General features: G+C 66.0%; 4 protein-coding genes. 3 read left to right on the top strand and 1 reads right to left on the bottom strand.

The genetic code is table 11. The features are described from left to right. Nucleotides 1-5: 5 nt before the first annotated feature. Entirely contained in the window at nt 6-6,614 is a 6,609-nt protein-coding gene (locus tag LX88_RS34270; RefSeq protein ID WP_258951940.1) for a toxin C-terminal domain-containing protein, read from the bottom strand. A 493-nt stretch (nt 6,615-7,107) separates the two neighbouring features. Here LX88_RS34270 and LX88_RS44465 point away from each other — a divergent pair, with 493 nt between their 5' ends. The 3 genes from LX88_RS44465 to LX88_RS34285 all read left to right on the top strand — a co-directional run bounded on the left by LX88_RS44465 (nt 7,108) and on the right by LX88_RS34285 (nt 13,957). Beyond that, nucleotides 7,108-12,324 carry a LamG-like jellyroll fold domain-containing protein gene (locus LX88_RS44465; RefSeq protein WP_258951941.1) on the top strand — a complete coding sequence of 1,739 codons (5,217 nt, stop codon included), beginning with the start codon at nt 7,108-7,110 and terminating at the stop codon, nt 12,322-12,324. 114 nt (nt 12,325-12,438) lie between these two features. Next, a complete protein-coding gene (locus LX88_RS34280) occupies nt 12,439-13,521 on the top strand; it encodes a mechanosensitive ion channel family protein (protein WP_258951942.1) in 1,083 nt (360 codons plus the stop codon). 160 nt (nt 13,522-13,681) lie between these two features. After that, nucleotides 13,682-13,957 carry a hypothetical protein gene (locus LX88_RS34285; RefSeq protein WP_258951943.1) on the top strand — a complete coding sequence of 92 codons (276 nt, stop codon included), beginning with the start codon at nt 13,682-13,684 and terminating at the stop codon, nt 13,955-13,957. Nucleotides 13,958-14,006: the final 49 nt, after the last annotated feature.

The raw sequence follows: 14,006 nt of genomic DNA on the forward strand, positions 1-14,006 counted from the left end.
CCTTCTCAACACCCAATCTCCGTTAGAAGCGCGTCGGTCGTGGCGGTCCGGGTGTCTTTGGTCCTGAGCGCATCAACCGACTTACCGATCTTCCATGTTCCACCGTTGTGCGACCCGTCGCCATTACCGATGTCCTGAGAGATGAACGTTTTCCCGTTCGTGAACACGATCTGGCCCTTGATGAACTCGTTCGTCTTCCGGTAACCGAGGTACTTGGCGAGGTGCGTTGCCTGCTTGTTGGTGAGCGGCTGATTTCTACCCTTCACCTGAGTCGGCAGCGGCTCGTCATCGTCGTTGCCGTTGTGCACGAGCACCGGCACGCGACCAGCCATCACATAGTACGTGTGGACTGTTTCAACGCTGAGGTTGTACGTACGCAATTGCGCACTGTACTGACGCACCCATGTCACAAGCAGACGACCATTGCCAGGCGTGTTCAACGCATCGCCGGGCTTCAGGTCAGCTGCGTGAATCCAGTCGCCGGCCGTGACGCTGTAGAACCGGTGGTGCGCAGTCGTATTGATCGCCCTGACACCTTCAGCGGTCGTGACCGTCAGATCGACATATTGCTTGTCCTCATCCGTGACGTGCACAGCGAGAACGTCATGTTGCTCGGCGTTGTCGCTCTCGGGATCGCCGTTGGTGACCTTGTCGCCGACCTCGATCTCGTCGATTCGCTTGGTCGAACCATCAGCCATCAACACCAGCGTGTCGCCTGTGAAACTGTTCCTGCCGAAACACGAAGCGGTCCGGCTCTTCGTGCTGTTGCCGGGCGAACGCGGCCCCTTCGTGTCCATCGCCGCGTCGACCTGGGCCTCGGGCCCCTCGTTCATCGCGATCAGCAACCCGACGGCCATGGAAGCGACCGCACAGGGCGCGAACCTGTTGCACACGAACTGGAAGGCGACTTCGAGGATCGCCTTGCCCACCGGGTTCGGATCCAACAGCCCCATCGCGTCGGCCGCGCTGCAGAAGTCACGATCCGCAGCACTCGCACGCTGACAAGACTGCTTCGCCCAGGCCTCGACACCCTCCAGGTAGTCGTTGTGACCGAAGGTGCCGTAGACGACGCGGCTGTTGAGCTCCTTCAGCGTGGGCACGCGGCGGCCGCCGATCATCGGCTGCTTGACCGTGTTCTCGTTGCGGCCCGTGCGGATCTGGTACGACAGGTCGACTTCCTCCTGCGAGCGGCAGGAACCGGTCGGGTCGTAGGAACAACCGACGCCGTGGTTGTCGCCGCTGCCCGCGTACTCGCAGCCGTCGCAGAAGAGGCCGGACGGGTCCGCGAACGTGGTCGGGTTGTTGTTCGCGTAGGTGTAGCCGGTCCAGGTCTGCGGGGCGGTGAGGTCGAGCAACGGATCGACCGAGATGAAGCGGCCGGTCGACGCGTCGTACTTGCGGGCGCCGATGTCGGTCAGACCCGTCACGGTCGACACGGGTTTGTCGAGGAATCCTCGGCCGTTCGGCCAGGGGCCGCCGGTGATCTCGCCCAGCACGTTGCCGTACGGGTCCGATGCGCGGCGGGTGACGTCGCGCGAGACCGAGTCGACGGTCAGCTGGCCGGTGTTGTGGAGGTCGGACACCTCGAACTTGAAGTTGCCGCCGGCGATGCGCATGCCGACCTTGATGCCGTTGTGCGCGTAGTAACGGGTGCCGGTGACGATGCCGGACTCGTGGTTGCGGACGAGGTCCTGGCCCGGCGCGAACAGCGTCGTCTTGTCCGGGTCGCGGCGGATCAACTGGTTGCCGTCGGCGTCGTAGATGTACGACGTCGTGCCTTCCGGCGCGGTGACGGACTTCAGCCTGCTCGAGTAGTCCCAGTCGAGGGTTTGGACGCCGGTGGGCAGAGTGCGCGTCTTGGTGTTGCCCGAGGCGTCGTAGGTGTACGAGGTGCCGTCGGAGGTGCTCGTCAGCGAGTGCGGACGGGCTGTGCCCGCGGCCGGGTAGTCGTAGGTGGTGGTCTTGTCCGGCTGGCCTGCGGTCAGGCTGTGCGCGACCTGGGTCTTGCGCAGGCCGGTCGGCTCGAAGGTCCACGAGTGCCAGTAGGGCGACAGGGTGCCGAGGGTCAGTTTGGACGGGGCGGTGGCGCAGGCGTCGGTCGACGTCCTCGCCTCGGTGAGGCGTTGCAACGTGTCGTAGGCGAAGCACTGCGAGCGGACGCCGCGGTCGCCCTGGTTGTTGATCTGCTTGAGCAGGTTGCCCGCGTGGTCGTAGCTGTAGGTGGTCTCGTCGATCAGGGGTGATGGCCCGCCGGAGAGCTTGGTGAGAGCCAGGCGGCGGGTGTGGGCGTCGTAGCCGAAGGACAGATCGGTGGCGGCGTTGTTGGCGCCCAGCACGTAATTCAGCGGTTCACCGAACGGCGTGTAGGTGGACGCGGAGACATACGCGTTGTAGCCCTCGGTCTTCTCCGGCAGTCCGTACTTGGTGTACGACGTGGCGATCGAGACTCCGGGAAGTCCGCCCTTCGCCGGCAGCGTCAGGGTTTTCGGCAGGCCGGTCGTCGTGTAGGCGGTCTTCGTCGTGTAGGTGCCGGCCAGACCGTGTTCCGACGTCGGAACGCGCAAGATCAGGTCGGTCACGTTGCCCGCGCCGTCGTAGGCGCTCGGGCCGGAGTCGAAGTTGCCGTTCGCGGTGTACCGCGTGTTGTAGAAGGGAAGACCGACGCCGTTGGTGGCACCGTCGTAACGCCACTGCGCGAGCATCGCGCCGGTTTTCGAGTCGGCGCGCTCGACCGTCCTGCGGCCGAGTTCGTCGTACTCGTAGAACAACGTCTGTCGAGCGGCGTTGCGGGTCGACTCGATCTGGCCGAGTGCGTCGTAGGTGGTGCTCACCGTGCCCGCGTCGGGATCGGTCTGGCTGACGACGCGGCCACGCAGGTCGTGGTTGAACGACCACTCGTTGCCGGCCGTGTCCTTGATCTGGTCCAGCAGGCCGTTGGCGGTGTACCGGCGCGTGGTCGCCTGGAACGCGCCGCCGGAGACGACGGACCCGTTGACCGCGGGCGCGGTCGTGTACTGGCGGGTTTCCACGACCCGGCCGCGCGCGTCGTTGACCTGTTCGTTGATCACGCCACCGGTCGGCGGGAACGTCGTGGTGCGGTCGCCGCCGTAGACGGTCATGGTCTGCTCGATCGCCGTGAGCCCCTTGTAGGACGTGGCCTGCACGGCGCGACCAGAGCCGTCGAACTGAGTGACCATGCGGTTGTCGACGGACGCTTCCGCCACGTCGACCAGCGTTGTGCCCGGGGCTCCCGCGACGAGGAAGTTGTTGTTGCTCGACACCGCCCAGCCGTGCGAGTCGTAGAACGTCTCGCTGATCACGCGGTTGGCGGACCCGTCGAGCGCTTCCGACTGCGTCTGACGCGATTGGCCGAACGCGTCGAAGAGGCTGACCGCCGTCACGTAGTTCTTGCTGGTGCCGTTGTCGATGAGCGCCTTCGACGTCACCGCGAGCGGCCCGTCGGCGCGCAGCACGTACTCGTACTTCACCGACGGATCGCTGATGCTCCTGGCCTGACCCGGATTCCACAACGCGGTCAGACGGCCGAGCGCGTCGTAGGTCGCCTCCGTGACGCGGTTGCCCACGTCGGTGGTCTTGACGGTGGCGCTGCGCGACGGCTCGAACTCGACAGTGCTGGTCTGGTTCTTCGCGTTGACGGAGACGATCTTCGACAGTCGTCCGCCGTCAGCCGGGGTGTAACTGGTGAGCGTGGTGCGGTTGGACGCGTCGACGGTCTTGTTGGGCCGGCCCGACGAGTCGTAGGAGATGGTGCCGCTCGGCTGGAAGGTGAGCGAGCCGCCGGGGGCGCGCACTGCCTCGGCGGTGCTGGTCGGGTTGCCCACGCCGGGAATCGCGCCGAGCGTGGCCGAACCGTCGAAGTAGGTGCGGACCAGCTTGGTGACCGGTGCCGGCTCGACGCCCTCTGCCGGACAGGCCTGCTGCGACTGGACGACCTCGTAGATCCGGTCGCGGATGCCGAGTGCGAGGTTCTCCGCGAACCTGCTCGTCGTGCAGAGGTCCGGGAGGCCGTCGGCGGAGTCGGTCTTCGCGACCACTCGGCCGAGGGCGTCGTGGCGGTTGACCGTCGAGGCCTTCTTCTCCCCGCCCGCGGCGAGGTAGGTGACGGACGCGGTGCCGGCGACCTCGACCACGTTGGCGGTCAACGGATCCAGGCCTGGGCGAGCTCGGCTGGCCGTCGGCGTGCCGACCACCGCCTGGGTGGAGAAGCTCGACGACAGGCGCGTGCCGCCATCGCCGTCGAAGACCTCTTCCTCACGAACGGTGCCGGCGAAGAGGTTGTTGTCCACAACGGACTGTCCGCGCGAGTCGGTGATGCTGCCGCCCATGCCGCGGTAGAACGTCGACCGGGTCAGCGTCTCCTTCTCCGGGCCGTCGCCGTCACCCTTGAGAACCTCGGTCTTCTCATAGCCGCGGAACTGGCCGTAGGTGCGGTGTTCGGGCTTGACGAGCTCGTTGTCGTCGAAGTGCCACGCGGGCGTGCCCAGGTAGCGGTACGTCGTGATCTGTTGCGGGGACACCGGCCGGGGCGGGTCGTCACCGACCTTGTTGCTGTCCTCGACGACGACCTTGCGCACGACGTACTTGTGGAACAGGTCCAGCACGGGGTCGCTGTTGAGCGGCATCGTCCAGTACACCGGGTAGCAGAGCCGGTCGTTCTGGGCGAAGTTCGTCGGGTAGCTGGACACGGTGCAGTCCGGGTCGCTGTAGGTGACGTTGATCCGACCGCCGGTGTCGGTGATGACCTTGGTGAGACGCCAGTGGAAGTAAGCACCGGTTGAGTTGTAGCCCTCGACACGGTTCGCGAGCGCCTGGCTCTCGAACGTGATCGGCGGCATGGCGATCGCCGTGCCGTCCGGGTGGTGTCCGGTGCGCTTGATCGAGTCGAGCCGCAGTTCCTTGTCCGCCAGCTCGGGATAGGTCTGCCCCAGCTCGAACACGTCCACCGGCTTCGTCGTGCCACCGACGGTGTACTGGGTGGTGATCTTGCTCAGCCGCTGGGTGGAGAAGAACGACGGCCCGTGGTTCTCGCACGTCGCACCCGGCTTGCAGATTTGATCCTCTGGCAGGTCCGGCCAGTACTTGGCCTTGGACTCGTCGAGTTGTGCGAGGTCGCAGTTGTAGCCGTCGGCGGGGACGCAGCGCGCGGCCGGGGTGAAGACGATCTGATTCGGCGCGGGCGCGGTGTAGATGGAGCCGTTGACCTTGCGCAGGCCGTAGTCGATCCGGCTCAGGACGCCGCCACGGGTGTACTCGACGCCGACGCCCTTGCCGTTGGCGCCGTAGAAGTTGGTTTCGGGCGTGTAGTAGTACGAGCTGACGTTGCCGTGCGGGTCTTCGACGAAATCGAGCATCCAGCGCCAGCCACGTTTGCACCACGAGTCGGCGAAGTTGGCGCGGTAGCAGATGTCTCCGGCCTTCGGATAGTAGACCGGGACACCCCAGGCGGACTTCGTCTCCTCCTGGCCGTTGTAGCCGTCACCCCTGTTGCGGCCGAAGTAGTAGCTCACACCGTCGGTCGTGGTGATCTTCCAGTGCTCGCCCTCTGCAAGGCCGTTGTTCGCGCCCTGCACGAGTTCGACTTTGGCGCCGTGATCACCCGAGGTACGCCAGACGCCGGTGTTGTCGTCCCGGACGAGCTGGTTGGACTGACCACCCAGGTTCATCGTGACGATCTGGCCCTGCCAGCAGTTGTCGGCTGTCTGCTGGGCCTGTGGCAGCGTCTTGTCCTCGGCGCACGACTTGTAGGAGCGCTCGATGAAACCGGGAGTGTAGTCCCAGCCCTGACCGATCCACGACGCCTGGCCGTTCGTGGCGGAGGTGCGTCCATCCACACTGGAGGAGCTGTAGGCCAGCGACAGCTTCGGAGCGACCTTGCCCGATGCGGGCGCCGGCACGTCGATCGGGTAGGACCAGCTGAACGATCCGGTGCCAGGAGAGACCGACCAGTTGCCGGACGGGCCGAGGGAGCTGGCCTTGAACGTGCCCTGAGGGCCGGACTGGTCCGCCACCGCGGCGAGCACCATCGTCTCCGCGGGAACGTCTGCGGAGACCGTGCGGTTGCCGTGGTCGTTGCGCGACGGGATCCGTTCCTGCGTCCGGCATTCGGAGCGTTCCGGGGTGGTGAGCGCACAAGCGGGCATCCTGGCGAGGCCGAGCCGTGAGCCGAAAGCACCACCGATGGCCTTGTCGAACTCCGTGTAGTCGATGCCCACGGAAAGTTCGTCGTCGTCCTTGGCCTGATGATTCTCGGTCGGGCGGACCTCGATCACGACGCCGGAGACGCCGGCCTTGCGGCTCTGCTCCTGGTCGATCACAGTCGCGGCTACGACCTGCGGCTTTCCGCTCTTCTTCGCGACGGTGACAGGGGTCTTGGTGACCTTGCGGGGCTTGTCCGTGGCCAGCACGGCGCCGCGCGCACCGGATGGCCAGTTCGCGTTGCGCAGCTTCCCGTTCTCGGCTTCGGGCGGCTCTTGCCTCGGCGCCACTGGAAGATCGACATGATCGAGCACGCGCGCGGAAGCGGTGCCCGTCTCCTGCGTGGACGACCTGGTCACCGTGATGGCCACCGCGGTCGACGACAGGACGGCGAGCACCGCCAGCAATGCGATCCTGGTTCGACTGCGTCTGCGTCTCAGGCCGGACCCGGCAGATTCAGCGCGCGTGAAACCCCCACCGAACATGTACACCCCCCAGCGCACTGACGTCCCGCACGGGAGCGCCGCGACGGGGACTGTAAGCCAGTGAGCAGCTGTTAGGGAAGATGCTTTACAGAAGTCACACACAGTCGTACGCAGATGACCAACATCCTCTGGCCTGAAAGGACGCCCCGGAGTTATCGTGCGCCCGGCTCGCATGTCGCGAGCCGGTCCGACCTGGGGGGTTGTACAAGTGCGTCACAGACCGCTCTCTACGAGCACGCCCAGATTCAGGCTTGCCGTCGCCGTGCTCGCCGCGGCAGCGACGGCTTTGAGCCTCACCCAACCCGCCACGGCGGCACCTCGGTCAGAGCAGGCACCACCACGTCCCGCCGTGATGTCAGCGGGCGAGACGAACGCGGCGACTGAGGCTCAGCGGACCGGTAAGCCCGTGGAGATTCCGGAGAAGACGACGGAGAACTCCGTCGTGCGCGCCAATCCGGACGGCACGATGACCCTGAGCGTGCACAACCAGCCGGTCCGCGTGCAGCGCAACGGTAGTTGGATCGCGACGGACAACTCGCTGGCACAGCGGGCGGACGGCGCGCTGACACCGAAAGCGTCCACTTCGGACGTGACGTTCTCCGGCGGCGGGAACGGACCGCTTGCGACGCTGAAGGACGGCGACAAGTCGGTCTCCCTCAACTGGGACAAGCCGCTGCCCAAGCCCGTCATCGACGGTGACTCGGCCACTTACCCAGGAGTCCTCCCCGGCGTCGACCTCAAGGTCAAGGCGAACACCCTCGGCTACTCGCACATCCTCGTCGTGCACGACGCAGAGGCCGCGGCCAACCCCGAACTGACGCGCATCAAGTACCGCCTCTCCGGCAACGGCGTTCAGCTGTCCGAATCGGACGATTTACTGAGGGCGACGGACAGCAAGGGCAACGTCACCTTCGGTGGGTCGTCACCGATCATGTGGGACTCGTCGAAGGTCGGCAAACCCGGCTCGGTGCAGGGAATCGATCCCGCGAACGGCACGGTCTCCAAGCTCGACATGACCGCCAAGCCCGTGGACAACGGTGCCTCCACCGATGTGGAGATCAAGCCTTCTCCCGGCGCACTGACGGGACCGGACGTGAAGTACCCGGTCTACATCGACCCGCCGTTCTCCAAGAACCGCACGAACTGGACCATGACCGCGAGCACCGGCTGGCAGACGTGGAACACCGGTGACTGGGCCAAGGTCGGCTACTGCGACAAGATGCGGGAAAGCTCGTGCGGTACCAATAGCTTCAAGGCCCGATCGTTCTTCGACTTCCCCATGAACGAACTCCACCACCGCTTCGGCTACGAGGCGACGATCTTCGACGCCGGTTTCTACGTCAACCAGGCACACACCGCGATGGGCTGCGCCGAGCAGCCGACCGTCGCCATGCACACCGGCGGCATCAACTCCGGCACGGCGTGGCCGGGCCCCTGGACCATTGACATCGACACGCGGTCGTCCAACGCTGGCGACCAGTGCGGCGGTCCGAGAGAAGTCAGGTTCGATGTCCTGGGCGTCGCGAAGGACACGGCCAGGCTCGACTGGGCTGTGCTGACCCTCGGCTTGCGCGCTCCGGACTCGGAGAACACGATGGACCACTGGAAGCGGTTCGCTAACAACCCACGCCTGGACATCAAGTTCTCCTTCCGGCCATTCGACCCGCAGGTGTACTCGCTCAGCAACGCGGTGGTGTGCAACAACGCCGCCTTCACCTCTGACCGGCGTCCGACGTTCTCGTCCACGATGAGCGACTCCAACGTCACTCCCCTCGACCTCGCCGTCTACCACAGGGTCGTGAACGGGACCGGCGCCACCGTCACGGAGTCGAATCCGCCGAAGCAGATCTCCTCCGGAACTGTCGCCAGTTTCCTGAGTGACAAAGACCTGCCCGACGGGCCATACGGGTTCTGGTCGTTCGGGCACAACATCTATCCCGGTGAACCGGGCTGGAAGCTGTGGGCCAACGAGTCGAACAAGTACTGGTTCACTGTCCGCGCGAACCCGGTCACACAGGTTCCGACCATCAAGAGCGACGACTACCTCCCCGGCTACTGGTCACGGCCGCAGAACCAGCCGGGCAAGTTCACCTTCGACGCCAACGGCGGCCAATACATCAAGGGCTTCACCTACACGTTCGCGGGCTCCGGCACCGAGACGATCCCGTCCACCACCGACTGCGACGTCAACAAGACGTTCGGCAACGGCGGCTGGATCGCTTCCTCCGACGGCGCCGCCTCCATCACCGTGCCGCAGAACCTGCCGCCCGGCAGGCACACGCTCCATGTGCGCAGCTTCGACGAAGCGCACAAGATGTCACCGGAGTCCCAGGCATTCGAGTTCTTCATATCGCCATCATTCGTCGCACCGGCACCGACCGTCACCTTTGAAGCCGAGGCGCTGCAGGTGTCCGGTTCGGACTCGACTTCCTTCACGACCGAGACCGCTTCCTCGGCGTCCGGCGGCAAGTTCCTGACGCTCCTCGGCGGCAAGGACAACGCTTCGGCCAGGTTTGTGCTCCAGGTGCCGGCAACGGGTGACTACGACCTTTCGGCCGGGATGATGGAGCACGCGGTCAACCTGCCGGACAGGCTCAGCTTCCTCCTCGACGGCAAGGAACTGAGCAGGCCCTGGGCCAGCGGTTCCGGCACCAGTGGATCGGCCTCGCGGCGCCTGCTCGGCGGCCTTCAGCTGGCAGCAGGCCAACACGAACTCACAGTGAAGATCGCGCGGGGCGGCACGACCTCACCGCTGAAGGCAGGTCTCGACTACATCAGCCTCAGTCCGACCACCCGGCTGGACGCCGAGGCCATGCCTGTCGTGGCGAGTGACAAGGCGTTTGCTCACATGTTCTCGGATTGCTGTGGGATCCCGTGGAACGGTGGAGCGCAGCGACGGTTCGAAGGCAACGCGGAAGGCCAGTCGTTCAGCCTCGAGTTCAGCACGCCGATCGAGGCCGACTACGCGGTCGGTGCCGGCATTACCGCCGCCTACCACTACGGCAACTTCTCGGTGAAGATCGACGACAAGCCGATCGGCAAGACCGACACGACACCGGTCAACGGCTATGACCCTGCAGCCGTGGCGAAGTTCGTGCCGCTCAACGGCGTGCATCTCACCGCGGGCAAGCACAAGATCACCTTCACCACCGTGAGCACCGATCCGAACTCGACCGACCTCCGCTACCGGATCGGCCTCGACTACCTGTCGTTCCTGCCGATCAACAACGTCACGACGGCAAGCTTCGCCGACGCGATGAACAACAGGGGCATCGGCAACGACGCCGGACCGACCGCGGCACTGGACTACGTCAACTCCGGCCTCTCCACCGAGGCCATGGCCGCTGCCGGGCTCGCCCCCGGATCGGTCCTGACCATCAACGGGGCCACGTTCGCGATGCCGGCGCGCAACGCCACCACCGGCAACGACAACGTCGTAGCGATCGGCCAGACCATCCCGTTCCCGGCCACTCAGCAGGTGAAGGCGAACTCAGTCGGTCTGCTGGTACTCAGCACTGCCGGCGAGACCGCCTCGAGCAACGCCACTGTCACCTACACCGACGGCACCACCTCGGACCCGACGACGCCGGCGATCGGTGACTGGACCGCCCCCGCCAAGCACACGGACGAGATCACGCTGCCCTACTGGAAGGTCGGCAGCAGCGTGGACCGGTCCCGCCGGCCGGTGATCCGGCCTGTGTTCCTGCCCACCGACCCGAACAAGACGCTGAAGTCGATCACTCTGCCCAACTCGAGTGCGAGCTTGATGCCCGGCGTGGGCTCGACCGCGCTGCACGTCCTGTCGATGGCGCCGAGGCCGGTGGAGGCAGGCTGGGTGAGCACCTGGGCGGCTCCTGCAGACGGGGCTGTCGTGCCCCCGAACGGCCACAGGTTCGCTGACCGGACGCTGCGGACGGTGCTCAAACCAACCGTGCGGGGAACGCAGGTTCGCGTCAAGTTCTCCAACGTGGGCAACGGCTCTCCCGTCCAGATCGGCGCGGCCACGGTGGCCACGGGGGCGGCCACGGGGGCAGCGACGTCCGGTGCCCCGGCTGCGCTGAAGTTTTCCGGCAACGGCGCGGTCACCCTCGCCGCGGGCGCGGATGTTTACAGCGACCCGATCTCGATGCCGACTGGCGGCAATGGCAACCTCGTGGTCAGCCTGTACCTGCCCACAGGCACCACGCTCGCTCCTGTACACGGAGGCGCTACTGCGCCCACGTTTCTGGCGTCGAGCAACGCCGTCACCGACTCGACGGGCGCCCCGTTCACGACCGTCCTGACCGGGAGCTACTTCGTCTCGGCCGTCGATGTGTCCACAACGGACACCAGCCACGGCACCGTGGTCGTGCTGGGCGACGCCCTGTCCGCCACCGCACCTCCCGGCTCGGCACAGCGCGACACCTGGGTCGATCTCCTGCCCGGCAAGCTGAGCTCAGTCGGGCAACTGTTGCCCGGCGGTCTGGTGAACGCGAGCCGCGCGGGTGTGCCAGATGCTGGCAGGTGGAAGCTGAACGACGGCAACGGCACGGTGGCATGGGACTCGAGCGGCAACGCTCCCGCGATGGCGACAGGCAACGTTGTCTTCGGTTCCGACCACAACGGCAGTGTGCTGCTCAGCGGCAGCGGTGCAGCACTGGCCTCCAACGGCAAAGTACTCGACACGACGAGGAACTTCAGCGTGTCGGCCTGGGTGAAACCCCGGTCGCTGTCCACCGCCCAGACCGCCGTGAGCCAGGAGGGCAACACCACCGACGGATTCTCCTTGCACTACTCCCCTACGACGCGCCGCTGGACGTTCACGTTGCGCGGCTCCGACAGCGCGACTACGCCGTTGGTGAGGGACCTGTCTGCCTGGGGCGAGGCGACGATGGAGTGGACGCACCTCACCGCTACGTTCGATGCCGAGACGAGAATGGCCAAGCTGTACGTGAACGGCCTGCTGCAAGGCGCGATCTACGACGTGGCTTCATTCCCCGCCAACGGAAAGTTCGTGATCGGCCGGTCAAGGTCAGGCACCAGCGCCGTCAACTGGTTCAACGGCTTCGTCTCCGACGTGCGAGCGCACCAGCGGGCGTTGACACAGAACGACGTGTACCTCGCCCTTCAACAGCCGGATTTCACGTCGTTCCCGAACACGGGCGTGCTGGTCGGGCCTGACTACAAGACCGAGATCGAGCGTTCGGTGCTCAGCTCGGCGAACGCGCGGACGGCGCTGGTGGCACTCGGCAGCACGGAGATCCTCCGCGGCGTGCCCGCCGACGAGGTTCGCACTTCGCTCACCGCTCTGTTCAACACGCGCACAGGTCTGAAGAAGCAGCTGCGGCAGGACGGCACCGCCCTGCACGTGGTGCTGACGACGATCCCGCCGCTCGGGCTCGCTGACAACGATCCACGTGAAGTGCAGCGACGGGAGCTCAACGCTGACATGCTGCTGAACTATCGCAACTACGACGCTGACCACATCGTCGACTTCGACGCCGCGGTGCGCGACTCGAGTGACGTGGGCAAGGTGGCGGCGCAGTACCTCACGGACGGGGTACCCAACGATGCCTACCACGGCAGGCTGGCCGAGTACCTGGCCGAGGCGGTGAACGACTTCCCGCCGAGGGCTGAGCTCTGACCTAGTGCGACAAAGGGCGGACAGCTGCGGCTGTCCGCCCTTTGTCGTGAGCCGTCTCATGGTGTTCCCCTCCCCAGACACCGGGTACCCCGTCGGGATACGGGAGGAGGAACAGTGCTTTACGTCGTCATGGGCTGCTCAGTGGCCTTCGCACTACTCGCGGTGGAGGTGATCCACCGACTTGTCCGCCGCTTCACCCTCAGCGGCAGGATGTACCGGCCCGGCCAGGTGTTCGGGGCGTTGCTGGCCGCGCAGATAAGCCTGAGCGCGTACCCGGTCGACGCCCCGGTCACGTTGCACGTGCTGGGCATCGTGCTGATCCTGGCGGGAGCATGGCTGCTGGCCGCGCTGATCAGCACCCTTGTGGACGTTTCGCTGTCGCGGATTCGCACTGATGTCACGGACAACCGGCACGCGCGGCGGGTGCACACGCAGGTCGTGCTGGTGCGGCGGCTGGTGCTGGTGGTCATCGGGGTGCTGGCGATCGGCGCGATCCTGATGACGTTTCCCGGCGCGCGGGCGGTCGGGTCCACAGTGCTGGCTTCTGCCGCGGTCATCGGTGCGGTGGCGGCGTTCTCCGCGCAGTCGTTGCTGGGCAACCTGATCTCGGGGCTGCAGATCGCGTTCAGCGACGCGGTGCGGCTCGACGACGTCGTGGTGGTCGAGGGCGAGTGGGGACGGGTCGAGGACGTCACGCTGACGTACGTGGTGCTGCACCTGTGGGACGACCGGCGGATGGTGTTGCCCACCTCGTACTTCCTCAAGACGCCCTTCGAGAACTGGACGCGCACGCAGTCGGCGTTGCTCGGGACCGTGGAGCTCGATCTGGACTGGACGGTGCCGGTCGAGGCGATGCGGCAGGAGATGCGGTCCATGCTGGAGGGCAGCGACCTGTGGGACGGGCGGGTGTCGGTTCTGCAGGTCACGCAGGCCACGCAGGGGTTCGTGCGGTTGCGTGCGCTGGTGAGCGCCGCCGACGCCGGCAAGCTGTGGGACCTGCGGTGCCTGACGCGCGAGCACCTGGTGGACTGGGTGCAGCGGCAGCACAGCGGCGCGTTGCCGCAGGTCAGGACTAAGACCGTGACCGGGGTGAAGAAGGCTCAGCCCGCCGGTGACCAGCACACGGACGCTCGGGTGTTCGGTGAGAGCGCAGACGGTGCGCTGCGGGAGCAAGCGTTTGCGGGACCCAAGCCGTAGGGCGGTCCACGATTTTCGCGCTCAGGCGTGCAACCGCCCGCGGAGGCCGTTCCGTCCTGGACACATGAGAAGACCGCTCGCCGTCGCGTTCTGCGCGCTGGCTCTCGGCAGTTGTGGTACGAACGGGTCCCCAGCCGTGCCCTTGGCGGAGGTGCCGATCGTGTCCTCAGCAAAACCGGACAAGCTCCGGGTCGAGCAGGCGAAACGCGACGGCCACCTCACAGTGCCACTGATGATCTCCGTGCAGCCGGGACGCGACGAGGAGGTCGAGCAGGCACTGCAGAGGCTGGGCGCGACCGTCGAGTCGCGGGATCCCAGAATCGGCTACCTGCGCGCCGAGATGCCGGTCGACAAGGTGGAAGACGCGTATCTGATCGCCGGTGTGTCCAAGGTGGACTTGGACGAGCCGCTCGGCAACAAGCTGCCAGAACCGTAGAAAGCCCCAGGATCTCGTGGAACCTGGGGCTTTCTGCGTTGCTTCGAGC

It is taken from the genome of Lentzea californiensis (assembly GCF_024648825.1).
GTDB lineage: Bacteria > Actinomycetota > Actinomycetes > Mycobacteriales > Pseudonocardiaceae > Lentzea > Lentzea californiensis.